The organism is Escherichia sp. E2586 (assembly GCF_005781105.1).
In the GTDB taxonomy this organism is placed as follows: domain Bacteria; phylum Pseudomonadota; class Gammaproteobacteria; order Enterobacterales; family Enterobacteriaceae; genus Escherichia.
The window spans coordinates 115,609-141,475 of the sequence record NZ_VATN01000013.1 but is presented as its reverse complement, the minus strand read 5'-3'; the positions used below and the strand labels follow the sequence as shown (position 1 = coordinate 141,475).

At 53.3% G+C, this 25,867-nt stretch carries 27 protein-coding genes; 20 read left to right on the top strand and 7 right to left on the bottom strand.

Annotated features, from left to right (window positions below):
- Nucleotides 1–29: 29 nt before the first annotated feature.
- Nucleotides 30–2,228 carry a Zn(II)/Cd(II)/Pb(II) translocating P-type ATPase ZntA gene (zntA, locus tag FEK50_RS14455; RefSeq protein WP_131161862.1) on the bottom strand — a complete coding sequence of 733 codons (2,199 nt, stop codon included), beginning with the start codon at nucleotides 2,226–2,228 and terminating at the stop codon, nucleotides 30–32.
- Nucleotides 2,229–2,301: 73 nt separating this feature from the next.
- The gene (locus tag FEK50_RS14450; protein ID WP_064527705.1) at nucleotides 2,302–2,928 is read right to left on the bottom strand and encodes a lysoplasmalogenase; all 627 of its coding nucleotides are present in this window, start codon (nucleotides 2,926–2,928) and stop codon (nucleotides 2,302–2,304) included.
- A 141-nt stretch (nucleotides 2,929–3,069) separates the two neighbouring features.
- Here FEK50_RS14450 and FEK50_RS14445 point away from each other — a divergent pair, with 141 nt between their 5' ends.
- Nucleotides 3,070–3,429, top strand: coding sequence for a DUF2500 domain-containing protein (locus tag FEK50_RS14445; protein WP_130209088.1), 360 nt, complete (start codon nucleotides 3,070–3,072; stop codon nucleotides 3,427–3,429).
- A 2-nt stretch (nucleotides 3,430–3,431) separates the two neighbouring features.
- On the opposite strand, the gene FEK50_RS14440 is transcribed toward FEK50_RS14445, so the two are convergent.
- Nucleotides 3,432–3,713: a DUF1145 family protein gene (locus FEK50_RS14440; RefSeq protein WP_131161861.1), complete on the bottom strand. Its 282-nt coding sequence runs from the start codon at nucleotides 3,711–3,713 to the stop codon at nucleotides 3,432–3,434.
- Nucleotides 3,703–4,299: a 16S rRNA (guanine(966)-N(2))-methyltransferase gene (rsmD, locus tag FEK50_RS14435; RefSeq protein WP_131161860.1), complete on the bottom strand. Its 597-nt coding sequence runs from the start codon at nucleotides 4,297–4,299 to the stop codon at nucleotides 3,703–3,705. Before rsmD ends, FEK50_RS14440 begins: the two co-directional genes overlap by 11 nt.
- 149 nt (nucleotides 4,300–4,448) lie before the next feature.
- Here rsmD and ftsY point away from each other — a divergent pair, with 149 nt between their 5' ends.
- The 7 genes from ftsY (at nucleotide 4,449) to ataT (ending at nucleotide 11,133) form a co-directional block, all read left to right on the top strand.
- Nucleotides 4,449–5,987: a signal recognition particle-docking protein FtsY gene (gene ftsY / locus FEK50_RS14430; protein WP_131161859.1), complete on the top strand. Its 1,539-nt coding sequence runs from the start codon at nucleotides 4,449–4,451 to the stop codon at nucleotides 5,985–5,987.
- A 2-nt stretch (nucleotides 5,988–5,989) separates the two neighbouring features.
- A complete protein-coding gene (gene ftsE / locus FEK50_RS14425) occupies nucleotides 5,990–6,658 on the top strand; it encodes a cell division ATP-binding protein FtsE (protein ID WP_131161858.1) in 669 nt (222 codons plus the stop codon).
- Nucleotides 6,651–7,709 carry a permease-like cell division protein FtsX gene (gene ftsX / locus FEK50_RS14420; protein ID WP_130209080.1) on the top strand — a complete coding sequence of 353 codons (1,059 nt, stop codon included), beginning with the start codon at nucleotides 6,651–6,653 and terminating at the stop codon, nucleotides 7,707–7,709. Before ftsE ends, ftsX begins: the two co-directional genes overlap by 8 nt.
- Before the next feature lie 244 nt (nucleotides 7,710–7,953).
- Nucleotides 7,954–8,808 (top strand): RNA polymerase sigma factor RpoH, encoded by an 855-nt coding sequence (gene rpoH / locus FEK50_RS14415; RefSeq protein ID WP_000130217.1) that lies wholly within the window; start codon nucleotides 7,954–7,956, stop codon nucleotides 8,806–8,808.
- 271 nt (nucleotides 8,809–9,079) lie between these two features.
- Complete coding sequence (gene livJ, locus FEK50_RS14410) at nucleotides 9,080–10,183, top strand: branched chain amino acid ABC transporter substrate-binding protein LivJ (protein WP_130209078.1); 1,104 nt, start codon at nucleotides 9,080–9,082, stop codon at nucleotides 10,181–10,183.
- Between the two features lie 149 nt (nucleotides 10,184–10,332).
- Nucleotides 10,333–10,599, top strand: coding sequence for a type II toxin-antitoxin system antitoxin AtaR (gene ataR, locus FEK50_RS14405; protein WP_001277106.1), 267 nt, complete (start codon nucleotides 10,333–10,335; stop codon nucleotides 10,597–10,599).
- Between the two features lie 6 nt (nucleotides 10,600–10,605).
- Nucleotides 10,606–11,133 carry a type II toxin-antitoxin system toxin acetyltransferase AtaT gene (gene ataT / locus FEK50_RS14400; protein WP_130260965.1) on the top strand — a complete coding sequence of 176 codons (528 nt, stop codon included), beginning with the start codon at nucleotides 10,606–10,608 and terminating at the stop codon, nucleotides 11,131–11,133.
- Here ataT and panM read toward each other — a convergent pair.
- On the bottom strand, nucleotides 11,130–11,513 hold the full coding sequence (panM, locus tag FEK50_RS14395) for an aspartate 1-decarboxylase autocleavage activator PanM (protein ID WP_130260964.1): 384 nt from the start codon (nucleotides 11,511–11,513) through the stop codon (nucleotides 11,130–11,132). The genes ataT and panM overlap by 4 nt on opposite strands.
- A 423-nt stretch (nucleotides 11,514–11,936) precedes the next feature.
- Here panM and livK point away from each other — a divergent pair, with 423 nt between their 5' ends.
- From livK to ugpQ, 11 genes are all read left to right on the top strand, one after another.
- Nucleotides 11,937–13,046, top strand: a complete 1,110-nt coding sequence (gene livK / locus FEK50_RS14390; RefSeq protein WP_131161857.1) for a high-affinity branched-chain amino acid ABC transporter substrate-binding protein LivK — start codon at nucleotides 11,937–11,939, stop codon at nucleotides 13,044–13,046.
- A gap of 47 nt (nucleotides 13,047–13,093) precedes the next feature.
- On the top strand, nucleotides 13,094–14,020 hold the full coding sequence (gene livH, locus FEK50_RS14385) for a high-affinity branched-chain amino acid ABC transporter permease LivH (protein ID WP_001295111.1): 927 nt from the start codon (nucleotides 13,094–13,096) through the stop codon (nucleotides 14,018–14,020).
- Nucleotides 14,017–15,294 carry a branched chain amino acid ABC transporter permease LivM gene (livM, locus tag FEK50_RS14380; protein WP_131161856.1) on the top strand — a complete coding sequence of 426 codons (1,278 nt, stop codon included), beginning with the start codon at nucleotides 14,017–14,019 and terminating at the stop codon, nucleotides 15,292–15,294. The genes livH and livM overlap by 4 nt, the downstream gene beginning before the upstream one ends.
- On the top strand, nucleotides 15,291–16,058 hold the full coding sequence (livG, locus tag FEK50_RS14375; RefSeq protein ID WP_000082101.1) for a high-affinity branched-chain amino acid ABC transporter ATP-binding protein LivG: 768 nt from the start codon (nucleotides 15,291–15,293) through the stop codon (nucleotides 16,056–16,058). The genes livM and livG overlap by 4 nt, the downstream gene beginning before the upstream one ends.
- Nucleotide 16,059: 1 nt before the next feature.
- Complete coding sequence (gene livF / locus FEK50_RS14370; RefSeq protein WP_000416895.1) at nucleotides 16,060–16,773, top strand: high-affinity branched-chain amino acid ABC transporter ATP-binding protein LivF; 714 nt, start codon at nucleotides 16,060–16,062, stop codon at nucleotides 16,771–16,773.
- 117 nt (nucleotides 16,774–16,890) lie between these two features.
- The gene (locus FEK50_RS14365) at nucleotides 16,891–17,637 is read left to right on the top strand and encodes a tetratricopeptide repeat protein (RefSeq protein ID WP_131161855.1); all 747 of its coding nucleotides are present in this window, start codon (nucleotides 16,891–16,893) and stop codon (nucleotides 17,635–17,637) included.
- Between the two features lie 359 nt (nucleotides 17,638–17,996).
- Nucleotides 17,997–19,313, top strand: coding sequence for a sn-glycerol-3-phosphate ABC transporter substrate-binding protein UgpB (gene ugpB, locus FEK50_RS14360; RefSeq protein WP_131161854.1), 1,317 nt, complete (start codon nucleotides 17,997–17,999; stop codon nucleotides 19,311–19,313).
- A gap of 97 nt (nucleotides 19,314–19,410) precedes the next feature.
- Nucleotides 19,411–20,298: a sn-glycerol-3-phosphate ABC transporter permease UgpA gene (gene ugpA, locus FEK50_RS14355; protein WP_131161853.1), complete on the top strand. Its 888-nt coding sequence runs from the start codon at nucleotides 19,411–19,413 to the stop codon at nucleotides 20,296–20,298.
- Nucleotides 20,295–21,140 (top strand): sn-glycerol-3-phosphate ABC transporter permease UgpE, encoded by an 846-nt coding sequence (ugpE, locus tag FEK50_RS14350; protein WP_000572183.1) that lies wholly within the window; start codon nucleotides 20,295–20,297, stop codon nucleotides 21,138–21,140. Before ugpA ends, ugpE begins: the two co-directional genes overlap by 4 nt.
- A 1-nt stretch (nucleotide 21,141) precedes the next feature.
- Nucleotides 21,142–22,212, top strand: coding sequence for a sn-glycerol 3-phosphate ABC transporter ATP binding protein UgpC (gene ugpC / locus FEK50_RS14345; protein WP_135495247.1), 1,071 nt, complete (start codon nucleotides 21,142–21,144; stop codon nucleotides 22,210–22,212).
- Nucleotides 22,209–22,952, top strand: a complete 744-nt coding sequence (ugpQ, locus tag FEK50_RS14340; RefSeq protein WP_001600616.1) for a glycerophosphodiester phosphodiesterase — start codon at nucleotides 22,209–22,211, stop codon at nucleotides 22,950–22,952. Before ugpC ends, ugpQ begins: the two co-directional genes overlap by 4 nt.
- Here ugpQ and FEK50_RS14335 read toward each other — a convergent pair.
- On the bottom strand, nucleotides 22,939–23,379 hold the full coding sequence (locus tag FEK50_RS14335; protein WP_130209058.1) for a DUF2756 family protein: 441 nt from the start codon (nucleotides 23,377–23,379) through the stop codon (nucleotides 22,939–22,941). The two genes, ugpQ and FEK50_RS14335, sit on opposite strands and share 14 nt — an antisense overlap.
- A gap of 120 nt (nucleotides 23,380–23,499) precedes the next feature.
- On the opposite strand from FEK50_RS14335, the gene ggt reads away from it, so the two are divergent.
- Nucleotides 23,500–25,233 carry a gamma-glutamyltransferase gene (gene ggt, locus FEK50_RS14330; RefSeq protein WP_131161851.1) on the top strand — a complete coding sequence of 578 codons (1,734 nt, stop codon included), beginning with the start codon at nucleotides 23,500–23,502 and terminating at the stop codon, nucleotides 25,231–25,233.
- A gap of 60 nt (nucleotides 25,234–25,293) precedes the next feature.
- Here ggt and yhhY read toward each other — a convergent pair whose 3' ends face one another.
- Entirely contained in the window at nucleotides 25,294–25,782 is a 489-nt protein-coding gene (yhhY, locus tag FEK50_RS14325) for an N-acetyltransferase (RefSeq protein ID WP_130217728.1), read from the bottom strand.
- Between the last annotated feature and the right edge of the window lie 85 nt (nucleotides 25,783–25,867).

The window sequence follows — 25,867 nt, the reverse complement described above, 5'->3', positions numbered from 1 at the left end:
TGATAGCCAGAGGCTATCAGGCAACACCTTTATCTCCTGCGCAACAACCTTAACGCATTCGCCGTCACCAGCACCGTCGCCCCCGTATCTGCCAGCACTGCCAGCCACAACCCGGTCATCCCTAATAGCGTAGTGATGAGGAAAACGCCTTTCAGCCCCAGCGCAATGGTGATGTTCTGGCGGATATTGGCGTGAGTGGCGCGCGCCAGTTCAATCATTTGCACCAGGCCGCGCAGGTGGTTATGGGTTAATGCCGCATCTGCGGTTTCCAGCGCCACGTCTGTGCCACTGCCCATTGCAATTCCGATGGCGGCGGCTTTCATCGCTGGCGCGTCGTTAATACCGTCGCCGACCATCGCCAGCGGCGCATGTTGATTCAGCTCGGTCACCGCTTTGACTTTATCTTCCGGCAAGAGGCCCGCTTTAAACTCCAGCCCCAGTTCCCCGGCAATTGCCGCCGCTGCGCGTGGATTATCGCCAGTGAGGATTACCCCTTTGACGCCCAGCGCGTTCAGTTCATTGATAGCAGTTGCGGCATCGGCGCGCAGGGTGTCCTGCAATGCAATGACACCCAGCACGTCATCGTTACGTACCACCAGCACTACCGTTTGCCCGGCGCTTTCCAGTTCATTAATCAAACCGGCGAATGCATCAGCAGGATGTTTTCCGGCAGCGCAAATCAATACGCGCTCACCGTTAACCTGCGCTTCAATGCCGGACCCGACCAGCGCCCGCTGTGACTCGGCGGCGGGAATAGCGAGTGCAGCGACCTGCGCTTCACGAACTATGGCTTGCGCCAGTGGATGCGTTGCGCCTTGCTCGACCGCCGCCGCCAGTGTCAGCAGTTCAGATTCGCTAATACCTGTTGCCGGATGGATGGCGGTAACGCGTGGTTTCCCGACGGTCAGCGTTCCGGTTTTATCAAACGCCACCTGGGTAACGCGACCTAGCTGTTCCAGTGCCGCGCCACCTTTAATCAATGCCCCACGACGTGCCGCCGCCGCCAGCCCGGAGGTAATCGCCGCGGGCGTGGAGATAACTAACGCACACGGGCAACCAATCAGTAGCAGCGTCAGCCCTTTATAAATCCACTCCTGCCAGCTGGCGGCAAACAGCAGCGGTGGCACCAGCGTCACCAGCAGAGCGACGGCCATAATCGCGGGCGTATAGATACGGCTGAAACGGTCGATAAACCGCTCAATGGGCGCGCGGCGCTCTTCGGCTTCTTCGATCAGTTTCAGAATCCGGTCAATGGCGCTGGCACCCGGTTCTGACAGCACTTCCAGCGTTACCAGACGGTCTACGCTGGTGGCGCCTGCAGGAACTTTATCGCCCGTCGCGCGCTCCACAGGAATGGATTCGCCGGTCAGGGCGCTTTCATCAAAACTGGCAAACGGTGAGAGCAGTTTACCGTCGGCAGGCAAACGCCCACCTGCCGCAACTTCAATCACATCGCCAGGGCGCAGGCTATTGATCGCCACCTCTTCCCGCTCACCGTTACGCAGGCGCGTGGCGGTTTCTGGTTTCAACGCCATTAACGCGCTAACGCCCTGACGTGCGCGGCTGGCGGCCCAGCCTTCCAGTCGTTCGCCAATCAAAAACAGCAGCAACACCATCGCAGCTTCAGCCGTTGCGCCAATAAACAGCGCACCAATGGCGGCTACGCTCATTAACGTTTCAATAGCAAAGTAACTGCCGGATTTGATCAGCCGTAATGCCTGACGAGCAATTGGGTACAGCCCAACCAGCGTGGTCGCGATAAACGCCAGTTGACCAAACGGATGATTGAACTGCTCCAGTCCCCAACTGATTGCCATCATCACGATAAGCGTAATCAGCGGCAGATTCTCTTTCAGGCGCGATGCTTGCGGTTCGTCGGCGGCCTGTTCATCGCGCAGGGAATAGCCTGCTTTTTGCACCGCAGATTCAACTTGTGCACGGATGTCATTGTCGGCATCAACCACCAGCTTCTCGGTGGCGAACAACACCTGCACCTGATTCACGCCTGCAAGCTGGCGCACGGCATTTTCTACCTTGCGCGCACAGGCGGCACAGTCCATACCGCTGACTTTCCAGCTATAGCGGTTGCCGGAGACGTTTTCGGAGAGTGTTGGCGTACTGGAACATGCGCCGTCGCAGCAACAGTCGTTAGCGTTCTTTACTGGTGTTAGCGGTTTGAACGCAGCAAATTGAGGGGCTTTCTTGCCGAGATTGTCAGGAGTCGACATGGCATCCTCCGGTTAAGTTTTTTCTCATTAACCGAAGGATACACTCTGGAGTCGACTCCAGAGTCAAGTTTTATCAGAGATACAGCGAGCGGACGATGAGGAAGTGACCGGCAAAGTAGCAGGCAGCAGCAATCGCGTTATCGGCCCGGAAGCGTCGGCGATAGTGACTACCCAGCCAGACAAAGTTACTGATAAACAGTAACGAAGCGCCGACAAACGCAGAGAGCGCCGGAGCGGTCGGGCGGAAGAACCACAGTTCGCCTGCCAGCCACACCATCACCAGCGTCATACCGACAAAGGTACAAATGGGCCAACGTAACTCTTCCAGGCGTGTCCAGATAATGGCCAGCAACAGCGCGCCCAGTACCAGCAGCACCAGCGGCAATGGCCAGAAGAAAGAGAGCGTCATCTGGCTGGCAAAATAGATGGTGTACAGCAGGTGCGAGAGGAAAAATGCGCCAATGGCGTACATCAGACGCTGACGTGGCAATAGCGTTAGCGCATCGCCCAGCAGCGACGCACATAGCCCCGCCAGCACCAGATAGCTAATGGCGTCGAACATCGGCGCTTGCCACGCCAGTAATAGCAGGAGAAGAAGAGTTAACGGTTTAAACACCCAGCGTTGCCAGGTTGAACCACGATAGGAGGCATCCACAGATAGCCATGCGGAAAGACAGACAGCGATAAACGACCAAAGCATCTTAGTTCCTTGAATTCGTTATTATTTAGTAAGCGGAATGCCTACAGTCTTGCTATTCAGTTTAGTGGCGAGGGCGGACAGATGACAACACCATAACGGGCAGGGTATGCTTATTTCCGCATTTTCCGATAAGGTACAAAGATGAGTAAACCACCTCTTTTCTTTATTGTTATCATTGGCTTAATTGTTGTCGCTGCATCGTTTCGCTTTATGCAGCAGCGGCGGGAAAAAGTTGATAATGATATGGCACCGCTCCAGCAAAAACTGGTGGTGGTGAGTAACAAGCGGGAAAAACCAATTAACGATCGCCGTTCGCGCCAGCAGGAAGTGACACCGGCTGGCACCAGTGTGCGCTATGAGGCAAGCTTCAAACCGCAAAGCGGTGGACTGGAGCAGACGTTCCGTCTAGATGCCCAGCAGTACCACGCCCTGACAGTGGGCGATAAAGGTACGCTGAGCTATAAAGGCACGCGTTTTGTCAGCTTTGCTGGCGAAGAATAAGGTTATTTTTTAACTTTAACTTTAACTTTAAATTTCTTCTGCCAGGCCAGCAGTTCAAACACGCCGAAAAGGAAAATACGCACCTTTTCGGCACTGCTTAGCTGCAGACCATCCTTCGGCAAAGTGGATTTCAATAGCGCCAGCTGCATACCATGCATCAGCACGGTAAAAATCAGCGCCACGTTAACGAATATATTCAGCGGTCGCGGAAATGGCTGAACAAGATTGAGGATTAAAAATCCCCATACGCAAAGCATTAACAAACGTCCAATATTAATCAGCATCACTTTCTCCTTGTGTTTCACGCTGATACAACCGATAAGCAACTTGACCCGCCACTTTTTCCCGATATAACGACCAGTTTGCCGGAACAGTAGGCAGGCCATTTTCTACTTCACTCTCGACATATATCCAGGCTTCGTCAGCCAGCCAGCCGTTATCTTCCAGTAAATTAATGGTTTCTTCCAACAAGCCACGGCGGAATGGCGGATCGACAAACACGATATTATGCGGTGTGCCTTTTTGCGCCAGGAATGACATTGCATTGCTGTTAACCACCCGCGCATTATCTGCTTTCAGGGTTGCCAGATTCTTGATTAATTGCTGATGCACCGCACGATCCATCTCAATCAGCGTGGCACCCGCAGCGTAGCGAGACAAGGCTTCCAGCCCCAGCGCGCCGCTACCGGCGAAGCAATCCAGACATTGCGCATCGACGATAACCGGAGCCAGCCAGTTAAATAACGTTTCGCGCACGCGATCGGTGGTGGGGCGCAGGCCAGGGCTGTCCGGAACCGGGAGTTTACGGCCTCGCCACAGCCCGCCAATAATGCGGATTTGGCCGCTACCGGAATGATTCGGTTTTTTCATGATAAATTGCTCAATCCGCCAGATAACACATAATTGCAGGCGGTGATGTGTATTCAGTTAAGTGATAGACTATTTCATCATTTTTTTAGCTGCTATGTACATAGCGTTAACGCTGTGCCATGAAGCAACAGCGAGGAGTGTAGTCGCAGATGGCGAAAGAAAAAAAACGTGGCTTTTTTTCCTGGCTGGGCTTTGGTCAAAAAGAGCAGACCCCGGAAAAAGAGACAGAAGTCCAAAATGATCAATCGGTTGTAGAAGAAACTGTCCAGGCAGAAGAGCCTGCGAAGGTTGCTGAACAACCTGTTGAGGAGTTGCCGCAGTCCCATACTGAAGCCGAGGCGGAAACTTTTGCTGCCGAAGTGGTGGAAGTGACGGAACAGGTTGCCGAAAGCGAGAAAGTGCAGCCTGACGCTGTTATCGAAGCGGAAGTCAGTGCGCAGCCAGAACCCGTAGTGGAAGAATCGCCAGCACCGGTAGTTGAACCTGAAGTCACGCCGGAGCCAGTGGCTATCGAGCGTGAAGAGCTGCCATTGCCGGAAGACGTCAACGCCGAAGAGGTTTCGCCAGAAGAATGGCAGGCAGAAGCGGAAACCGTGGAGATTGTCGCAGCGGCGCAAGAAGAAGCGGCTAAAGAAGAAATCACCGACGAAGAGCTGGAAGCACAGGCGCTGGCTGCCGAAGCGGCAGAAGAGGCGGTGATGGTGGTTCCTCCGGCAGAAGAAGAGCAGCCGGTTGAAGAAATTGCCCAGGAGCAAGAAAAACCGACCAAAGAAGGTTTCTTCGCGCGCCTGAAACGCAGCCTGTTAAAAACCAAAGAAAATCTCGGTTCCGGATTTATCAGCCTGTTCCGCGGTAAAAAAATCGACGATGATCTGTTTGAGGAGCTGGAAGAGCAGCTTTTGATCGCCGATGTGGGTGTGGAAACCACGCGTAAAATCATCACCAATCTGACAGAAGGCGCATCCCGCAAGCAGCTTCGTGACGCCGAGGCGCTCTATGGCCTGCTGAAAGAAGAGATGGGCGAGATTCTGGCGAAAGTCGATGAACCACTGAACGTCGAAGGCAAAGCGCCGTTTGTGATCCTGATGGTCGGCGTCAATGGCGTGGGGAAAACCACGACGATTGGCAAGCTGGCGCGTCAGTTTGAACAGCAAGGTAAATCTGTCATGCTGGCGGCGGGCGATACTTTCCGTGCGGCAGCGGTTGAGCAGCTTCAGGTCTGGGGGCAGCGCAACAATATCCCGGTGATTGCCCAGCATACTGGTGCGGATTCCGCCTCTGTTATCTTCGACGCCATTCAGGCTGCGAAGGCGCGTAATGTTGACGTTCTGATTGCCGATACCGCCGGACGCTTGCAGAACAAATCGCACCTGATGGAAGAGCTGAAGAAAATCGTCCGCGTGATGAAGAAACTCGACGTTGAAGCCCCGCATGAAGTTATGCTGACTATCGATGCCAGCACCGGGCAGAATGCGGTAAGCCAGGCCAAATTGTTCCACGAAGCGGTTGGCTTAACCGGCATCACGTTAACGAAACTGGACGGCACGGCGAAAGGCGGGGTAATTTTCTCGGTGGCTGACCAGTTTGGTATTCCTATCCGCTATATTGGTGTCGGCGAACGTATTGAGGATTTGCGTCCGTTTAAGGCGGACGACTTTATAGAGGCACTTTTTGCCCGAGAGGATTAACAATGATTCGCTTTGAACATGTCAGCAAGGCTTATCTCGGTGGGAGACAGGCGCTGCAGGGCGTTACGTTTCATATGCAGCCGGGTGAGATGGCGTTTCTGACCGGTCATTCCGGTGCAGGGAAAAGTACCCTCCTGAAGCTGATCTGTGGGATTGAGCGGCCAAGCGCCGGGAAAATCTGGTTTAGCGGCCATGACATCACGCGTCTGAAAAACCGTGAAGTTCCGTTTCTGCGCCGCCAGATCGGCATGATTTTCCAGGAGCACCATCTACTGATGGACCGTACTGTCTATGATAACGTGGCGATCCCGTTGATTATCGCCGGTGCCAGCGGTGACGATATTCGTCGCCGTGTATCGGCGGCGCTGGACAAAGTCGGGCTACTGGACAAAGCGAAAAACTTTCCAATACAGCTTTCTGGCGGTGAACAGCAGCGCGTTGGCATTGCCCGCGCGGTGGTGAACAAACCTGCGGTACTGCTGGCGGACGAACCGACCGGTAACCTGGATGATGCGCTGTCAGAAGGGATTTTACGTCTGTTTGAAGAGTTTAATCGCGTTGGGGTAACAGTATTGATGGCTACACACGACATCAACCTGATTTCACGACGTTCCTATCGCATGCTCACCCTGAGCGATGGTCACTTGCATGGAGGCGTGGGCCATGAATAAGCGCGATGCAATCAATCATATCCGGCAGTTTGGCGGGCGTCTTGATCGCTTCCGTAAATCGGCTGGCGGCTCTGGCGACGGGGGGCGTAACGCGCCGAAACGCGCGAAGTCCTCGCCAAAACCGGCAAATCGCAAAACCAACGTTTTCAACGAACAGGTGCGCTATGCGTTCCACGGCGCTTTGCAGGATCTGAAAAGCAAACCGTTCGCCACGTTTCTAACCGTGATGGTCATTGCCATCTCCCTGACGCTGCCAAGCGTCTGTTATATGGTGTACAAAAACGTTAACCAGGCGGCGACGCAGTATTATCCGTCACCACAAATCACTGTTTATCTACAAAAAACACTGGATGATGACGCCGCAGCAGGCGTGGTGGCGCAGCTACAGGCCGAGCAGGGCGTGGAGAAAGTGAACTATCTTTCTCGTGAAGACGCACTGGGCGAGTTCCGTAACTGGTCTGGCTTTGGTGGTGCGCTGGATATGCTGGAAGAAAACCCGCTTCCGGCAGTAGCGGTGGTGATCCCGAAACTCGATTTTCAGGGGACGGAGTCACTGAATACGCTGCGCGATCGAATCACTCAGATTAACGGCATTGACGAAGTGCGGATGGATGACAGCTGGTTTGCCCGTCTGGCGGCGTTGACCGGGCTGGTCGGGCGCGTTTCGGCGATGATCGGCGTGTTGATGGTGGCGGCCGTGTTCCTCGTCATCGGCAACAGCGTACGTCTGAGCATCTTTGCTCGCCGTGACTCCATCAACGTGCAGAAACTGATTGGTGCGACGGATGGTTTCATCCTTCGCCCGTTCCTGTACGGCGGTGCGCTGCTGGGATTTTCTGGCGCATTGTTGTCATTAATTTTGTCAGAAATTCTGGTACTGCGTTTGTCGTCAGCGGTGGCGGAAGTGGCGCAGGTTTTCGGAACTAAGTTTGATATCAATGGCTTATCTTTCGATGAATGTCTGCTTTTGCTGCTGGTGTGTTCGATGATTGGCTGGGTGGCAGCCTGGCTTGCCACGGTACAACATTTACGCCATTTTACGCCTGAATAATAAAAGCGTGTTATACTCTTTCCCTGCAATGGGTTCCGTAGCAGGGAAAGAGACCCCGTTGTCTCTTCCCGGTATTTCATCTCTATGTCACATTTTGTGCGTAATTTATTCACAGCGTTGCATTGAACTTGTGGATAAAATCACGGTCTGATAAAACAGTGAATGATAACCTCATTGCTCTTAAGCTCTGGCACAGTTGTTGCTACCACTGAGGCGCCAGAAGATATCGATTGAGAGGATTTGAATGACTGACAAAATGCAAAGTTTAGCTTTAGCCCCTGTTGGCAACCTGGATTCCTACATCCGGGCAGCTAACGCGTGGCCGATGTTGTCGGCTGACGAGGAGCGGGCGCTGGCTGAAAAGCTGCATTACCATGGCGATCTGGAAGCAGCTAAAACGCTGATCCTGTCTCACCTGCGGTTTGTTGTTCATATTGCTCGTAATTATGCGGGCTATGGCCTGCCACAGGCGGATTTGATTCAGGAAGGTAACATCGGCCTGATGAAAGCAGTGCGCCGTTTTAACCCGGAAGTGGGTGTGCGCCTGGTCTCCTTCGCCGTTCACTGGATCAAAGCAGAGATCCACGAATACGTTCTGCGTAACTGGCGTATCGTCAAAGTTGCGACCACCAAAGCGCAACGCAAACTGTTCTTCAACCTGCGTAAAACCAAGCAGCGTCTGGGCTGGTTTAACCAGGACGAAGTCGAAATGGTGGCCCGTGAACTGGGCGTAACCAGCAAAGACGTGCGTGAGATGGAGTCACGTATGGCAGCGCAGGACATGACCTTTGACCTGTCTTCCGACGACGATTCCGATAGCCAGCCGATGGCTCCGGTGCTCTATCTGCAGGATAAATCATCCAACTTTGCCGACGGCATTGAAGATGATAACTGGGAAGAGCAGGCGGCAAACCGCCTGACCGATGCGATGCAAGGTCTGGACGAGCGTAGCCAGGATATCATCCGCGCGCGCTGGCTGGACGAAGACAACAAGTCCACGTTGCAGGAACTGGCTGACCGTTACGGTGTTTCCGCTGAGCGTGTGCGTCAGCTGGAAAAGAACGCGATGAAAAAACTTCGCGCTGCTATTGAAGCGTAATTTCCGCTGTTAAGCAGAGAACCCTGGATGAGAGTCCGGGGTTTTTGTTTTTTGGGCCTCTGCAATAATCAATTTCCCCCTCCGGCAAAACGCCAATCCCCACGCAGATTGTTAATAAACTGTCAAAATAGCTATTCCAATATCATAAAAATCGGGTATGTTTTAGCAGAGTATGCTGCTAAAGCACGGGTAGCCATGCATAAAACGAAATAAAGTGCTGAATAACAACATCACAACACACGTAATAACCAGAAGAATGGGGATTCTCAGGATGAATATAAAGGGTAAAGCGTTACTGGCAGGATGTATCGCGCTGGCATTCAGCAATATGGCTCTGGCGGAAGATATTAAAGTTGCGGTCGTGGGCGCGATGTCTGGTCCGGTGGCCCAGTACGGTGACCAGGAGTTTACTGGCGCAGAGCAGGCGGTAGCGGATATCAACGCTAAAGGCGGCGTTAAAGGCAACAAACTGCAAATCGTAAAATATGACGATGCCTGTGACCCGAAACAAGCGGTCGCGGTGGCGAACAAAGTCGTTAACGATGGCATTAAATACGTGATTGGTCACCTCTGTTCTTCATCAACGCAGCCAGCGTCTGACATCTACGAAGACGAAGGCATTTTAATGATCACCCCAGCGGCAACCGCGCCAGAGCTGACCGCGCGCGGCTATAAGTTGATTATGCGCACCACCGGCCTGGACTCCGACCAGGGACCGACGGCGGCGAAATATATTCTTGAGAAAGTGAAACCGCAGCGTATTGCTATCGTCCACGACAAACAACAGTACGGTGAAGGTCTGGCGCGTGCGGTGCAGGACGGCCTGAAGAAAGGCAATGCTAACGTGGTGTTCTTTGATGGCATCACCGCTGGGGAAAAAGATTTCTCGACGCTGGTGGCGCGTCTGAAGAAAGAGAATATCGACTTCGTTTATTACGGCGGTTACCACCCGGAAATGGGGCAAATCCTGCGTCAGGCACGCGCGGCAGGGCTGAAAACTCAGTTTATGGGGCCGGAAGGCGTGGCTAACGTCTCGCTGTCTAATATCGCGGGCGAGTCAGCGGAAGGGCTGCTGGTGACCAAGCCGAAGAACTACGATCAGGTTCCGGCGAACAAACCGATTGTTGACGCGATCAAAGCGAAAAAACAGGATCCAAGCGGTGCGTTCGTCTGGACCACCTACGCCGCGCTGCAATCTTTGCAGGCGGGCCTGAATCAGTCTGACGATCCGGCGGAGATCGCTAAATACCTGAAAGCGAACTCGGTTGATACCGTGATGGGACCACTGACTTGGGATGAGAAAGGCGACCTGAAAGGTTTTGAGTTCGGCGTATTTGACTGGCACGCCAATGGCACGGCGACCGATGCGAAGTAACAGATAGATAAATGAAAATGCCCGATGCGCTTAACGGCTATCGGGTTTTTTTGTGTTTGTCGAAATGGTTGTAGAAAGATTAAACAATCCAGGATATGCTTATTGTACGGTGATGTGCCGTACATATTATACGGAGCAGGAGAGTTCACATGTCTGCTGTTAAAAAGCAGCGTATCGATCTGCGTTTAACTGACGATGATAAAAGTATGATTGAGGAAGCGGCAGCGATATCTAATCAGTCCGTCAGCCAATTTATGTTGAACAGCGCTTCACAGCGGGCTGCGGAAGTGATTGAACAGCATCGGCGGATGATCCTCAATGAGGAATCCTGGACGCGGGTGATGGATGCGCTGAGTAATCCCCCGTCACCAGGTGAAAAGCTAAAACGCGCGGCAAAACGTCTTCAGGGAATGTAATAATTTATGGATGATCTGACGATAGAGATTCTGACCGATGATGCAGATTATGATCTACAGCGATTCGACTGCGGCGAGGAAGCGTTAAATCTCTTTCTGACGACACATCTGGTTCGTCAACATCGCAATAAAATTCTGCGAGCGTATATCCTTTGTCGCAACACTCCAGAACGTCAGGTGCTGGGATATTACACATTATCCGGCAGTTGTTTTGAACGAGCCGCATTGCCCTCGAAATCGAAACAGAAAAAAATTCCCTACAAAAATATTCCCAGCGTCACTCTTGGGCGTCTGGCAATTGATCGTTCATTACAGGGGCAGGGATGGGGAGCAACACTGGTTGCTCATGCCATGAAAGTCGTCTGGTCAGCCTCTTTAGCGGTAGGTATTCACGGTCTTTTTGTCGAGGCGCTGAATGAAAAAGCCCATACGTTTTATCGGTCGCTGGGCTTTATCCCGTTGGTCGGAGAAAACGAAAATGCGTTATTTTTCCCAACTAAATCCATTGAACTGCTTTTTACACAGAGCGATTAACGCTTCTCCCAGCCGCCCAGTTGTGACGTAAACCCCAGTGCCTGCATAAACGCTGTCATCACGCCGCGATCTTCCACGCCAGCATCCGCCATCCACCAGCCTGAAACGCCAGGATTGTTACGCAAAACCTCTTCCAGCAGATATTGCCCTACACCGCGACGCCGGGTGACTTCCCGCACGCGCAGGGAATCCAGTGCTCCCTCGGTGCCGCTTAAGGTTACCCGCACGGCCGCGAGCAGACGCTCGTTAAAACGCGCGGCGTAGATACGGTGGTTATCGTCAATCTGTAAAGAGGAAGGGGAATACTCCGGCCAGATCTTTTGCAGGTCAATCCGGTCCTGGTCGCTAAAGTTTTCTAATCGAATGATGGTCAGCTTCATGGGTAACCCGTGTAAATCACAAAAGTGGAACCAGTGTAGCGAAATAATTTAATCGGAGGCTTTCTCTTTTTTATTTCTTTTGGCAGGTGATTAATTTTTTTTCAGCAATAATTACAAATTAAAAACATTAGAGAATGAAAATTGTCCAGCATAATCCCCTGATGGGTAGTGAATTGTTCCGCCCTTTATGCCGTTATTTTATGCTGACAACGACGCTTTTTTCTGTTTATCTATCAACATATTCAGAATATTATCTGTTCTTAATCGACTGAAAAATAGGGATTTTAATCGCTATTATCACAATATACTGCGCTAAACCCTTAATCAGACAGGTAAAAACAGTGCAGTATAAAAAAAGAACAGTCTGATTTCTGAATACATAAAAACAAAGCAGCACAACATTACGAGTGGGGATTTTGAATAATGAAACGGAATGCGAAAACTATCATCGCAGGGATGATTGCACTGGCAATATCACACACCGCGTTGGCCGACGATATTAAAGTTGCCGTTGTCGGCGCGATGTCCGGCCCGGTTGCCCAGTGGGGCGATATGGAATTTAACGGCGCGCGTCAGGCAATCAAAGACATCAATGCCAAAGGGGGAATTAAGGGCGATAAGCTGGTTGGCGTGGAATATGACGATGCCTGTGACCCGAAACAAGCCGTTGCGGTCGCCAACAAAATCGTTAATGACGGCATTAAATACGTTATTGGTCATCTGTGTTCTTCTTCTACCCAACCTGCATCAGATATCTACGAAGACGAAGGTATTTTGATGATCTCACCGGGAGCGACCAACCCGGAACTGACCCAACGCGGTTATCAACACATTATGCGTACTGCCGGACTGGATTCCTCCCAGGGGCCAACGGCGGCGAAATACATTCTTGAGACGGTGAAGCCCCAGCGCATCGCCATCATTCACGACAAACAACAGTATGGCGAAGGGCTGGCGCGTTCGGTGCAGGATAGTCTGAAAGCGGCTAATGCCAACATCGTTTTCTTCGACGGCATTACCGCTGGCGAGAAAGATTTCTCCGCGCTGATTGCCCGCCTGAAAAAAGAAAATATCGACTTTGTTTACTACGGTGGTTACTACCCGGAAATGGGGCAGATGCTGCGCCAGGCCCGTTCCGTTGGCCTGAAAACTCAGTTTATGGGGCCGGAAGGTGTGGGTAATGCGTCGCTGTCGAACATTGCCGGTGATGCCGCCGAAGGTATGTTGGTCACCATGCCAAAGCGCTATGACCAGGATCCGGCAAACCAGGGCATCGTTGATGCCCTGAAAGCCGACAAAAAAGATCCAACCGGCCCCTATGTCTGGATCACCTACGCGGCGGTGCAATCTCTGGCGACTGCCCTTGAGCGTACCGGCAGCGATGAACCGCTGGCGCTGGTGAAAGATTTAAAAGCTAACGGTGCAAATACCGTGATTGGGCCGCTGAACTGGGATGAAAAAGGCGATCTTAAGGGATTTGATTTTGGTGTCTTCCAGTGGCACGCCGACGGTTCATCCACGGCAGCCAAGTGATCATCCCACCGCCCGTGAAATGCGGGCGGGTTTAGAAAGGTTACCTTATGTCTGAGCAGTTTTTGTATTTCTTGCAGCAGATGTTTAACGGCGTCACGCTGGGCAGTACCTATGCGTTGATAGCCATCGGCTACACCATGGTTTACGGCATTATCGGCATGATCAACTTCGCCCACGGCGAGGTTTATATGATTGGCAGCTATGTCTCATTTATGATCATCGCCGCACTGATGATGATGGGCATTGATACCGGCTGGTTGCTGGTGGCGGCGGGATTCGTCGGCGCGATAGTCATTGCCAGCGCCTACGGCTGGAGTATCGAACGGGTGGCCTATCGCCCGGTGCGCAACTCTAAGCGTCTGATTGCGCTCATCTCGGCAATCGGCATGTCCATCTTCCTGCAAAACTACGTCAGCCTGACCGAAGGTTCGCGCGACGTGGCGCTGCCCAGCCTGTTTAACGGGCAGTGGGTGGTGGGCCATAGCGAAAACTTCTCTGCCTCTATTACTACCATGCAGGCGGTGATCTGGATTGTCACCTTCCTCGCCATGCTGGCGCTGACGATTTTCATTCGCTATTCCCGCATGGGGCGCGCCTGTCGTGCCTGCGCCGAAGACCTGAAAATGGCGAGCCTGCTTGGCATCAACACCGACCGGGTGATTGCGCTGACCTTTGTGATTGGTGCGGCGATGGCGGCGGTGGCGGGCGTACTGCTCGGTCAGTTCTACGGCGTAATTAACCCCTACATCGGCTTTATGGCCGGGATGAAAGCCTTTACCGCTGCGGTACTCGGTGGGATTGGTAGCATTCCGGGGGCGATGATTGGCGGGCTGATCCTGGGGATTGCGGAGGCGCTCTCTTCTGCCTATCTGAGTACGGAATATAAAGATGTGGTCTCATTCGCCCTGCTGATTCTGGTGCTGCTGGTGATGCCGACCGGTATTCTGGGCCGTCCGGAGGTAGAGAAAGTATGAAACCGATGCATATTGCAATGGCGCTGCTCTCTGCCGCTATGTTCTTTGTGCTGGCGGGCGTCTTTATGGGCGTGCAGCTGGAGCTGGACGGCACCAAACTGGTGGTCGACACGGCTTCGGATGTCCGTTGGGAGTGGGTGTTTATCGGCACGGCGGTGGTCTTTTTCTTCCAGCTTGTGCGACCTGCTTTCCAGAAAGGGCTAAAAAGCGTTTCCGGGCCGAAGTTTATTCTGCCAGCCATTGATGGCTCCACGGTGAAGCAAAAGCTGTTCCTCGTGGCGCTGCTGGTGCTTGCGGTGGTGTGGCCGTTTATGGTGTCGCGCGGGACGGTGGATATTGCCACCCTGACCATGATCTACATTATCCTCGGCCTCGGGCTGAACGTAGTGGTGGGGCTTTCCGGCCTGCTGGTGCTGGGGTACGGCGGCTTTTACGCCATCGGCGCTTACACCTTTGCGCTGCTCAATCACTATTACGGCCTTGGCTTCTGGACCTGTTTGCCGATTGCTGGATTGATGGCAGCGGCGGCGGGCTTCCTGCTCGGCTTCCCGGTGTTGCGTCTGCGCGGTGACTATCTGGCGATAGTTACCCTCGGTTTCGGCGAAATTGTGCGTATATTGCTGCTCAATAACACCGAGATTACCGGCGGCCCAAACGGTATCAGTCAGATCCCGAAACCGACTTTCTTCGGCCTTGAGTTCAGCCGTACCGCCCGTGAAGGCGGCTGGGACACCTTCAGTAATTTCTTTGGCCTGAAATACGATCCGTCCGATCGTGTTATCTTCCTCTACCTGGTGGCGTTGCTGCTGGTGGTGTTTTCTTTATTCGTCATCAACCGCTTACTGCGGATGCCGCTGGGCCGCGCGTGGGAAGCGTTGCGAGAAGATGAAATCGCCTGTCGTTCGCTGGGCTTAAGCCCGCGTCGTATCAAGCTGACCGCTTTTACCATCAGTGCCGCGTTTGCCGGTTTTGCCGGAACGCTGTTCGCGGCGCGTCAGGGCTTTGTCAGCCCGGAATCCTTCACCTTTGCCGAATCGGCGTTTGTGCTGGCGATAGTGGTGCTCGGCGGTATGGGATCGCAATTCGCGGTGATTCTGGCGGCAGTTCTGCTGGTGGTATCGCGCGAGTTGATGCGTGATTTCAACGAATACAGCATGTTAATGCTCGGTGGTTTGATGGTGCTGATGATGATCTGGCGCCCGCAGGGCTTGCTGCCCATGACGCGCCCGCAACTGAAGCTGAAAAACGGCGCAGCGAAAGGAGAGCAGGCATGAGTCAGCCATTATTATCTGTTAACGGCCTGATGATGCGCTTCGGCGGCCTGCTGGCGGTGAACAACGTCAATCTTGAACTGTACCCGCAGGAGATCGTCTCGTTAATCGGCCCTAACGGAGCCGGAAAAACCACGGTCTTCAACTGCCTGACCGGATTCTACAAACCCACTGGCGGCACCATTTTACTGCGCGATCAGCATCTGGAAGGTTTGCCAGGTCAGCAAATTGCCCGCATGGGCGTGGTGCGTACCTTCCAGCATGTGCGTCTGTTCCGCGAAATGACGGTGATTGAAAACCTGCTGGTGGCGCAGCATCAGCAACTGAAAACCGGGCTGTTCTCTGGCCTATTGAAAACGCCTTCTTTCCGTCGCGCCCAGAGCGAAGCGCTCGATCGCGCCGCCACCTGGCTTGAGCGCATTGGTTTGCTGGAACACGCTAACCGTCAGGCGAGTAACCTGGCCTACGGTGACCAGCGCCGTCTGGAGATCGCCCGCTGTATGGTGACGCAGCCGGAGATTTTAATGCTCGACGAACCGGCAGCAGGTCTTAACCCGAAAGAGACGAAAGAGCTGGATGAGCTGATTGCCGAACTGCGTAACCATCACAACACCACTATCTTGTTGATTGAACACGATATGAAGCTGGTGATGGGAATTTCAGACAGAATCTACGTGGTCAATCAGGGTACGCCGCTGGCAAACGGTACGCCGGAGCAAATCCGTAATAACCCGGACGTGATCCGTGCCTATTTAGGTGAGGCATAAGATGGAAAAAGTCATGTTGTCCTTTGACAAAGTCAGCGCCCACTACGGCAAAATCCAGGCGCTACATGAGGTGAGCCTGCATATCAATCAGGGCGAGATTGTCACCCTCATTGGCGCGAACGGGGCGGGGAAAACCACCTTGCTCGGCACGTTATGCGGCGACCCGCGCGCCACCAGCGGGCGAATTGTGTTTGATGATAAAGACATTACCGACTGGCAGACGGCGAAAATCATGCGCGAAGCGGTAGCGATTGTCCCAGAAGGGCGTCGCGTCTTCTCGCGGATGACGGTGGAAGAGAACCTGGCGATGGGCGGCTTTTTTGCTGAACGTGACCAGTTTCAGGAGCGCATAAAGTGGGTGTATGAACTGTTTCCACGTCTGCATGAGCGCCGTGTTCAGCGGGCGGGAACGATGTCCGGCGGCGAACAGCAGATGCTGGCGATTGGTCGCGCGCTGATGAGCAACCCGCGTTTGTTGTTGCTTGATGAGCCATCACTCGGACTGGCGCCGATTATCATTCAGCAAATTTTCGACACCATCGAGCAGCTGCGCGAGCAGGGGATGACCATCTTCCTTGTCGAGCAGAACGCCAACCAGGCGCTGAAGCTTGCTGATCGCGGCTACGTGTTGGAAAACGGTCATGTGGTGCTCTCCGATACCGGCGATGCGCTGCTGGCGAATGAAGCGGTGAGAAGTGCGTATTTAGGCGGGTAAATTATCGAATACCCGGCAGCCAGCTTCTGTCGGGTATTCGTCCGTATACAGACTTGTTTCGACTGACCAGGAGGATTAAAACCAGACCACTTATTTGCCACGGAAAGGTTCCCTCCCATGCATTATGCTGTTGTCGCCATGCTTGAACTGCTTTGCTGTATTCACGCTTACCGTACCGGACAAGAGCGGTATTGGATTTTTATCATCTTCTGTTTTCCGGTGATTGGTTGCGTGGCGTATTTTGTCATGGTGATGCTGCCTGAAACGGGCGCTGACCGTCACGGGCGTACTTTGCTGATGCGTCTGCAGGACACAATCAGCCCGGAACGCCACCTGCACAAATTAACCGAAGAGCTGGCGATTGCGAAGACCAATCAAAACCATTATGCGTTGGCTAATGAACTGGCGCGCCTTGGGCGTTATCACGAAGCCGTTCCCCATTATCAGCGGGCGTTAAGCGGGATATTCGTCCATGAAGCGGCAATGATGTTGAGCCTGGCGCAGGCACAATTTGCCATCCAGGAGTTCGCCGCCTGCCAGCAGACGCTGGAAGATGTGATGCGTTATAACCCCGATTTTCAGTCGGCAGACGGGCATTTATTGTTCGCCAGAACCTTAGCCGCCCAGGAAAAATACGCTGATGCGGAAAGCGAGTTTGAGGTGCTTGTTTCTTATTACCCCGGCCCGCAGGCGCGTATTTACTATGCGGAAATGCTGGCGAAAATGAGTCGACTACGTGAAGCCAACGAGCAGTATGTTGCTGTGGTTGATACGGCTAAACGCTCAAGACCTCATTATAGAAAACACTACCGGGAATGGATTAAGACCGCCAATGAACGGCTGAAGCAGAGTGTGGTGCGATGAAAATCTTCTTTGCCGTTAGACCAGTGTAGCGGCAATCTATTGTTAAAATTGAAAAATGTACTTCTCATCGGGCAGCAAAACTGGACGCAGAATTTGCTGCCATTTTTGCTCTTCATGGTAAGGCGTTCTGGCGATTAGAAGGTCGTTAATCGCCTCTTTTCAGTGCATTCTTGGGATATCCGTGCCCCATCTCCCATTTTCCCTCACCCGCGCCGTCACCGCCTTGTCATCTTTCTGACACCTTACTATCTTAAAAATGTAACAAAAGAGTTATTTTTCTGTAATTCGAGCATGTCATGTTACCCCGCGAGCATAAAACGCGTGAATTCGCGCATTCGGTACAACAAGAGAGATAATCAATGAAACCGTTACATTATACAGCTTCAGCACTGGCGCTCGGACTGGCGTTAATGGGCAATGCGCAGGCAGTGACGACCATTCCGTTCTGGCATTCTATGGAAGGGGAACTGGGGAAAGAGGTGGACTCTCTGGCCCAACGTTTTAACGCCGAAAACCCGGATTACAAAATTGTACCGACCTATAAAGGCAACTACGAACAGAATTTAAGCGCGGGGATTGCCGCATTCCGTACCGGTAACGCGCCGGCTATTTTGCAGGTTTATGAAGTTGGTACTGCCACCATGATGGCGTCGAAAGCCATTAAACCGGTGTATGACGTGTTTAAAGAGGCGGGGATTCAATTCGATGAGTCGCAGTTTGTGCCGACGGTTTCAGGTTACTACTCTGACAGCAAAACGGGCCACTTACTCTCCCAGCCGTTCAACAGCTCGACTCCCGTTCTCTATTACAACAAAGACGCCTTCAAGAAAGCAGGGTTAGACCCGGAACAGCCGCCGAAAACCTGGCAGGATCTGGCTGACTATGCCGCGAAACTGAAAGCCTCCGGCATGAATTGCGGCTACGCCAGCGGTTGGCAGGGCTGGATCCAACTGGAAAACTTTAGCGCCTGGAACGGTCTGCCGTTTGCCAGCAAAAACAACGGCTTTGACGGCACAGACGCGGTGCTTGAATTCAACAAGCCGGAGCAGGTGAAACACATCACCATGCTCGAAGAGATGAACAAGAAGGGCGACTTCAGCTACGTCGGGCGTAAGGATGAATCCACCGAGAAGTTCTATAACGGTGATTGCGCAATGACGACAGCCTCTTCTGGTTCTCTTGCCAACATTCGCGAGTACGCCAAATTCAACTACGGCGTAGGCATGATGCCTTACGACGCCGATGCGAAAGGTGCGCCACAAAACGCCATTATCGGCGGGGCCAGCCTGTGGGTGATGCAGGGCAAAGATAAAGAAACGTATACCGGCGTGGCGAAGTTCCTCGACTTCCTCGCGAAGCCAGAAAACGCTGCCGAGTGGCATCAGAAAACCGGTTATCTGCCAATCACCAAAGCGGCGTATGAGCTGACCCGTGAGCAGGGCTTTTACGAGAAAAACCCCGGGGCGGATACCGCGACGCGTCAGATGCTGAACAAGCCGCCGTTGCCGTTCACCAAAGGGCTGCGTCTGGGCAACATGCCGCAGATCCGCGTGATTGTGGATGAAGAACTGGAAAGCGTGTGGACCGGTAAGAAGACGCCACAGCAGGCGCTGGATACCGCCGTTGAGCGTGGGAATCAGTTGCTGCGCCGCTTTGAGAAATCGACGAAGTCTTAACCAGTGAAATGTCGGGTGCGCTTCGCTTATCCGACCTGCCATCGAGTGTAGGCAGAATAAGCGAAGCGTATCCGGCACAGTTCAGGAATTAACCGTAATGCCATCATCCCGTCCGGTGTTTCGCTCGCGCTGGCTGCCTTATTTGCTGGTCGCGCCGCAGCTCATCATCACCGTTATCTTTTTTATCTGGCCTGCGGGCGAAGCGTTGTGGTACTCGCTACAAAGCGTCGATCCGTTTGGTTTCTCCAGCCAGTTTGTCGGCCAGGATAACTTTGTCACGCTGTTCCATGACAGCTACTATCTCGACTCCTTCTGGACGACGATAAAATTCAGCACCTTTGTCACCGTCAGCGGTTTGCTGGTGTCGTTGTTCTTCGCGGCGCTGGTGGAGTACATCGTGCGCGGCAGCCGTTTCTATCAAACCTTAATGCTGCTGCCGTATGCCGTGGCTCCCGCCGTTGCCGCCGTATTGTGGATCTTCCTGTTTAACCCCGGTCGCGGGCTGATCACTCATTTTCTCGCAGAGTTCGGCTACGACTGGAACCATGCGCAAAACAGCGGTCAGGCGATGTTTCTGGTGGTGTTTGCCTCGGTGTGGAAGCAAATTAGCTACAACTTCCTGTTCTTCTATGCCGCGCTGCAATCCATTCCCCGTTCGTTGATTGAAGCCGCAGCTATTGACGGCGCAGGGCCGATTCGCCGCTTCTTTAAGATTGCGCTGCCGCTTATCGCCCCGGTGAGTTTCTTCCTGTTGGTGGTGAACCTGGTGTACGCCTTCTTCGACACCTTCCCGGTGATCGACGCCGCCACGTCCGGCGGGCCGGTTCAGGCCACCACGACGCTGATTTATAAGATCTACCGCGAAGGCTTTACCGGACTGGATCTGGCTTCGTCTGCCGCGCAGTCGGTGGTGTTGATGTTCCTCGTCATCGTGCTGACGGTGGTGCAGTTCCGCTATGTTGAAAGCAAGGTGCGTTACCAATGATTGAGAACCGTCCGTGGCTGACGATATTCAGCCATACCATGCTGATCCTCGGGATCGCGGTGATCCTCTTCCCACTGTACGTGGCGTTTGTCGCGGCGACGCTGGATAAACAAGAAGTCTACGCCGCGCCGATGACGCTTATTCCCGGCACGCATCTGCTGGAAAACATCCACAATATCTGGGTAAACGGGGTTGGTACGAATAGCGCGCCGTTCTGGCGGATGTTGCTTAACAGCTTTGTGATGGCGTTCAGCATTACGCTCGGCAAAATTACCGTCTCGATGCTCTCGGCATTTGCCATTGTCTGGTTTCGTTTTCCGCTACGTAACCTCTTCTTCTGGATGATTTTTATCACCCTGATGTTGCCGGTTGAAGTGCGTATCTTCCCGACGGTGGAAGTCATCGCCAACCTGAAGATGCTCGACAGCTACGCTGGTTTAACGCTGCCGCTGATGGCCTCGGCGACCGCTACCTTCCTGTTCCGCCAGTTCTTTATGACGCTGCCGGATGAACTGGTGGAAGCGGCGCGGATCGACGGCGCGTCGCCAATGCGTTTCTTTTGCGACATCGTTTTTCCGCTGTCAAAAACCAATCTGGCGGCGCTGTTTGTGATCACCTTTATTTACGGCTGGAACCAGTATTTGTGGCCGTTGTTGATTATTACCGACGTTGATCTCGGCACCACCGTGGCAGGGATTAAAGGGATGATCGCCACTGGCGAAGGTACAACGGAATGGAACTCGGTGATGGCGGCGATGTTGTTAACCCTGATCCCACCAGTAGTGATTGTTTTAGTGATGCAGCGTGCCTTTGTGCGCGGCCTGGTCGATAGTGAGAAATAAGATGGCAGGACTGAAATTACAGGCAGTAACCAAAAGCTGGGATGGCAAAACCCAGGTCATTAAACCGCTAACCCTTGATGTGGCGGATGGCGAATTTATCGTGATGGTCGGGCCGTCTGGCTGCGGGAAATCGACGTTATTGCGAATGGTGGCCGGACTGGAGCGGGTAACGACGGGCGATATCTGGATCGACCGCAAGCGTGTTACTGAAATGGAGCCGAAAGATCGCGGAATTGCGATGGTATTCCAGAACTACGCGCTCTATCCGCATATGAGCGTTGAGGAGAACATGGCGTGGGGGCTGAAAATCCGCGGCATGGGCAAGCAGCAAATAGCCGAGCGCGTTAAAGAAGCGGCGCGTATTCTGGAGCTGGACGGCCTGCTCAAGCGCCGCCCGCGCGAGCTTTCCGGCGGTCAGCGCCAGCGTGTGGCGATGGGGCGCGCGATTGTGCGTGAGCCGGCGGTGTTCTTGTTTGATGAGCCGCTCTCTAACCTCGATGCCAAGCTGCGCGTGCAGATGCGGCTTGAACTACAACAACTGCACCGTCGCCTGAAAACAACTTCACTCTACGTTACCCACGATCAGGTTGAAGCGATGACCCTCGCCCAGCGAGTGATGGTAATGAACGGCGGTGTTGCCGAACAGGTTGGCACACCGGTGGAAGTGTACGAAAAGCCCGCCAGCCTGTTTGTGGCGAGTTTTATCGGCAGTCCGGCGATGAACCTGCTGACAGGCCGCGTGAATAACGAAGGCACGCATTTCGAACTGGAAGGCGGTATTGCGCTGCCGCTAAACGGTTACTATCGCCAGTATGCCGGGCGTAAAATGACCCTCGGTATCCGCCCGGAACATATTGCGCTAAGTTCGCAGGCAGAAGGCGGCGTGCCACTGGTGATGGACACGCTGGAGATCCTCGGCGCAGATAACCTGGCACACGGACGCTGGGGGGAACAGAAGCTGGTGGTGCGGCTGGCGCATCAGGAGCGCCCGACGGCAGGCAGCACGCTGTGGCTGCATCTGCCGGAAAATCAGCTACATCTTTTTGATGGTGAAACAGGACAACGAGTATGAGTAACTGGCCTTATCCCCGCATCGTCGCTCATCGTGGCGGCGGTAAGTTGGCCCCGGAAAACACCCTGGCGGCAATCGACGTAGGGGCAAAATACGGTCATAAGATGATCGAATTTGACGCGAAGTTATCGAAAGATGGCGAGATCTTTCTGCTCCATGATGACAACCTCGAACGTACCAGCAACGGCTGGGGCGTCGCGGGTGAGCTGAACTGGCAGGATTTACTGCGCGTGGATGCAGGCAGTTGGTACAGCAAAGCGTTTAAAGGTGAGCCGCTGCCGTTGCTTTCGCAGGTGGCGGAACGCTGTCGCGAACATGGGATGATGGCGAATATCGAAATCAAGCCCACCACTGGCACCGGGCCATTAACGGGCAAAATGGTGGCGCTGGCGGCGCGCGAACTGTGGGCAGGTATGACGCCGCCGCTGCTGTCATCGTTTGAGATTGATGCTTTAGAAGCCGCACAATTGGCGGCACCGGAGCTGCCACGTGGTTTATTGCTTGATGAGTGGCGCGACGACTGGCGCGAACTGACCGCGCGGCTGGGCTGCGTCTCTATTCATCTCAATCATAAGTTGCTCGATAAAGCGCGAGTGATGCAGTTGAAAGACGCTGGACTGCGGATTCTGGTGTATACCGTCAACAAACCCCAGCGCGCGGCAGAGTTGCTGCGCTGGGGCGTGGATTGCATCTGTACCGATGCGATTGATGTGATTGGTCCGAACTTTACGGCCCAATAGTTTTCAACGGAATGTCAGGCTGCGACGTGCTGGGCGGATTCAGCATGTCGCCGTTTTTCCTCTCTTGCAGCATATGCTGCTGATTTAGCGAACTATCCGGATTATGGTTACTGTTTAACATCCCGCCGTTGGTGTTGGGCAGCATTTGCTGCCGGGCAGGATTTAGCTCCCCCGGCTGCGACTGCAATACCCGCTGAGAGTTGCTATTAATCTGATTTTCTAAATGCTGCTGTTGCAATTGCGTCTGAGTTTTCAGTTGCTGATTCAGCATCCCTTTTTGCTGGATTTGCTGAGTCTGCATTTGAGTTTGCATCCGCTGCTGGCTGGGGATCTGATACCCCGGCTGGTTAGGATTATTCAGAGTATTAATGGGCTGTGCAAAGCCGACAAACGGCAGGAGTGCCGTCAAAAGCAGAAGTCGTTTCATCGCGTATCCTCCTCTGAAGATATCCTTTAAGTTTACTCGCTTCCCGGCAAAACGATGATTAATTCAGAGTTATATACCAGGCTTAGCTGGGGTTGCCCCACACATAACTGGAGAATAACGATGATAAAACCGACGTTTTTACGCCGGGCGGCGATTGCAGCTTTGCTTTCAGGATGTTGTTTTAGTGCGGCAGCCGCGCCACCTGTTTCTTATGGTGTGGAGGAAGATGTCTTCCATCCGGTACGCGCAAAGCAGGGGATGGTGGCGTCTGTAGATGCTACTGCCACTCAGGTGGGGGTGGATATCCTCAAGGAGGGCGGGAATGCCGTTGATGCCGCCGTGGCGGTGGGCTACGCGCTGGCGGTAACGCATCCGCAGGCAGGGAATCTGGGCGGCGGTGGTTTTATGTTAATCCGCTCGAAAAATGGCAATACCACGGCTATCGATTTCCGCGAAATGGCGCCCGCCAAAGCGACCCGCGATATGTTCCTTGATGATCAGGGCAACCCGGACAGCAAAAAATCACTCACTTCGCATCTGGCTTCCGGCACGCCCGGTACGGTAGCAGGTTTCTCGCTGGCGTTGGATAAATACGGCACCATGCCGCTGAACAAAGTGGTGCAGCCAGCGTTTAAACTGGCACGCGATGGTTTTATCGTTAACGACGCGCTGGCAGACGATCTCAAAACCTACGGTAGCGAAGTGTTGCCGAATCACGAAAACAGTAAAGCTATCTTCTGGAAAGAGGGCGAGCCGCTGAAAAAGGGCGACAAACTGGTGCAGGCGAATCTGGCAAAGAGCCTGGAGATGATTGCCGAAAACGGCCCGGATGAATTCTATAAAGGCACGATAGCGGAGCAGATTGCCCAGGAGATGCAGAAAAACGGCGGCTTGATTACTAAAGAAGATTTAGCCGCGTATAAAGCAGTAGAACGCACACCGATTAGCGGCGATTATCGCGGGTATCAGGTTTACTCCATGCCACCGCCATCTTCCGGCGGTATTCATATCGTACAAATCCTCAATATTCTGGAAAACTTCGATATGCAGAAATACGGCTTTGGCAGCGCCGATGCGATGCAAATCATGGCAGAAGCTGAGAAATACGCCTACGCCGACCGCTCGGAATATCTTGGCGACCCGGATTTTGTCAAAGTCCCGTGGCAGGCGCTGACCAATAAAGCCTATGCCAAATCCATTGCCGATCAAATCGATATCAATAAAGCGAAGCCATCCAGCGAAATTCGTCCTGGCAAGCTTGCGCCTTATGAGAGTAATCAAACTACCCATTACTCAGTGGTGGATAAAGACGGTAACGCGGTGGCGGTGACCTATACGCTGAACACCACCTTCGGTACGGGTATTGTCGCAGGCGAGAGCGGTATTTTGCTCAATAACCAGATGGATGATTTCTCCGCCAAACCAGGCGTACCGAACGTTTACGGGCTGGTGGGCGGTGATGCCAACGCCGTCGGGCCGAACAAACGTCCGCTGTCGTCGATGTCGCCGACTATTGTGGTGAAAGACGGTAAAACCTGGCTGGTGACTGGTAGCCCTGGCGGTAGCCGGATTATCACCACTGTGCTGCAAATGGTGGTAAATAGCATCGATTATGGGATGAACGTCGCCGAAGCGACCAATGCGCCGCGTTTCCACCATCAGTGGTTGCCGGACGAGCTGCGTGTCGAGAAGGGGTTTAGCCCGGATACGATCAAGCTGCTGGAAGCAAAAGGTCAGAAAGTGGCGCTGAAAGAGGCGATGGGCAGTACACAAAGCATTATGGTTGGGCCTGACGGTGAGTTGTACGGCGCATCCGACCAGCGCTCGGTGGATGATTTAACGGCAGGGTACTAATATCTTAAGCCCTCTCCTGGTAGGTGAGGGCTTAAATGACAAACTTAGATTACAAATTCTCTATTTCACCCGCGCCATATAATACGCATCAACATATTCACCATTACGCAATGCGTACTTCTTGCCGGTCCCTTCAATCTCAAAGCCGAATTTTTTATAGACCTTAATTGCTGGCGCGTTATCGACGAACACCGTTAGTTCAATACGATCTACCCGCAACCAGTTGTCGCACATTTCAATCATCTCTCGCATCAGGGCGCTGGCGACGCCGCGATTCTTCCAGCGGGCGTCGACACAGATACCAAAATCGGCAACATGACTGCGGCGCGGGCGTTGCTGTACATCAATGGTGAGATGACCTACTACAGTTCCATCAATACAGGCGACGAGTTGCTTGATGCTGGGGCGATCGGCGAGTCGTTCCAGCCACATATGTTCTGAAGGATGAGGCACCTGTAGTGTGTTGTAATACACCTCCGGCTGGGCGTGGATATGTCGAATGGCCTCATAATCGCGCGTTTCTGCGTGGCGTATTACTATCTCACTCATTCCTCTGTCCTCTTTAGGGTAAATGTCCCTTTCAACATCATTGACTTTCAAATACGAGTCAAATGCATTTTTTTGCAAAAAGTGT

Coding starts and splice junctions, on each gene's coding strand:
- ugpE (WP_000572183.1), top strand. CDS start 20,295: ATGATTGAGAACCGTCCGTGGCTGACGATATTCAGCCATACCATGCTG.
- FEK50_RS14365 (WP_131161855.1), top strand. CDS start 16,891: ATGCATTATGCTGTTGTCGCCATGCTTGAACTGCTTTGCTGTATTCAC.
- panM (WP_130260964.1), bottom strand. CDS start 11,513: ATGAAGCTGACCATCATTCGATTAGAAAACTTTAGCGACCAGGACCGG.
- ftsY (WP_131161859.1), top strand. CDS start 4,449: ATGGCGAAAGAAAAAAAACGTGGCTTTTTTTCCTGGCTGGGCTTTGGT.
- rsmD (WP_131161860.1), bottom strand. CDS start 4,299: ATGAAAAAACCGAATCATTCCGGTAGCGGCCAAATCCGCATTATTGGC.
- FEK50_RS14335 (WP_130209058.1), bottom strand. CDS start 23,379: ATGAAACGACTTCTGCTTTTGACGGCACTCCTGCCGTTTGTCGGCTTT.
- yhhY (WP_130217728.1), bottom strand. CDS start 25,782: ATGAGTGAGATAGTAATACGCCACGCAGAAACGCGCGATTATGAGGCC.
- ugpC (WP_135495247.1), top strand. CDS start 21,142: ATGGCAGGACTGAAATTACAGGCAGTAACCAAAAGCTGGGATGGCAAA.
- ftsE (WP_131161858.1), top strand. CDS start 5,990: ATGATTCGCTTTGAACATGTCAGCAAGGCTTATCTCGGTGGGAGACAG.
- ggt (WP_131161851.1), top strand. CDS start 23,500: ATGATAAAACCGACGTTTTTACGCCGGGCGGCGATTGCAGCTTTGCTT.
- livH (WP_001295111.1), top strand. CDS start 13,094: ATGTCTGAGCAGTTTTTGTATTTCTTGCAGCAGATGTTTAACGGCGTC.
- ugpA (WP_131161853.1), top strand. CDS start 19,411: ATGCCATCATCCCGTCCGGTGTTTCGCTCGCGCTGGCTGCCTTATTTG.
- ugpB (WP_131161854.1), top strand. CDS start 17,997: ATGAAACCGTTACATTATACAGCTTCAGCACTGGCGCTCGGACTGGCG.
- ugpQ (WP_001600616.1), top strand. CDS start 22,209: ATGAGTAACTGGCCTTATCCCCGCATCGTCGCTCATCGTGGCGGCGGT.
- livG (WP_000082101.1), top strand. CDS start 15,291: ATGAGTCAGCCATTATTATCTGTTAACGGCCTGATGATGCGCTTCGGC.
- livJ (WP_130209078.1), top strand. CDS start 9,080: ATGAATATAAAGGGTAAAGCGTTACTGGCAGGATGTATCGCGCTGGCA.
- livK (WP_131161857.1), top strand. CDS start 11,937: ATGAAACGGAATGCGAAAACTATCATCGCAGGGATGATTGCACTGGCA.
- FEK50_RS14440 (WP_131161861.1), bottom strand. CDS start 3,713: ATGCTGATTAATATTGGACGTTTGTTAATGCTTTGCGTATGGGGATTT.
- livM (WP_131161856.1), top strand. CDS start 14,017: ATGAAACCGATGCATATTGCAATGGCGCTGCTCTCTGCCGCTATGTTC.
- ftsX (WP_130209080.1), top strand. CDS start 6,651: ATGAATAAGCGCGATGCAATCAATCATATCCGGCAGTTTGGCGGGCGT.
- FEK50_RS14445 (WP_130209088.1), top strand. CDS start 3,070: ATGAGTAAACCACCTCTTTTCTTTATTGTTATCATTGGCTTAATTGTT.
- livF (WP_000416895.1), top strand. CDS start 16,060: ATGGAAAAAGTCATGTTGTCCTTTGACAAAGTCAGCGCCCACTACGGC.
- FEK50_RS14450 (WP_064527705.1), bottom strand. CDS start 2,928: ATGCTTTGGTCGTTTATCGCTGTCTGTCTTTCCGCATGGCTATCTGTG.
- ataR (WP_001277106.1), top strand. CDS start 10,333: ATGTCTGCTGTTAAAAAGCAGCGTATCGATCTGCGTTTAACTGACGAT.
- zntA (WP_131161862.1), bottom strand. CDS start 2,228: ATGTCGACTCCTGACAATCTCGGCAAGAAAGCCCCTCAATTTGCTGCG.
- rpoH (WP_000130217.1), top strand. CDS start 7,954: ATGACTGACAAAATGCAAAGTTTAGCTTTAGCCCCTGTTGGCAACCTG.
- ataT (WP_130260965.1), top strand. CDS start 10,606: ATGGATGATCTGACGATAGAGATTCTGACCGATGATGCAGATTATGAT.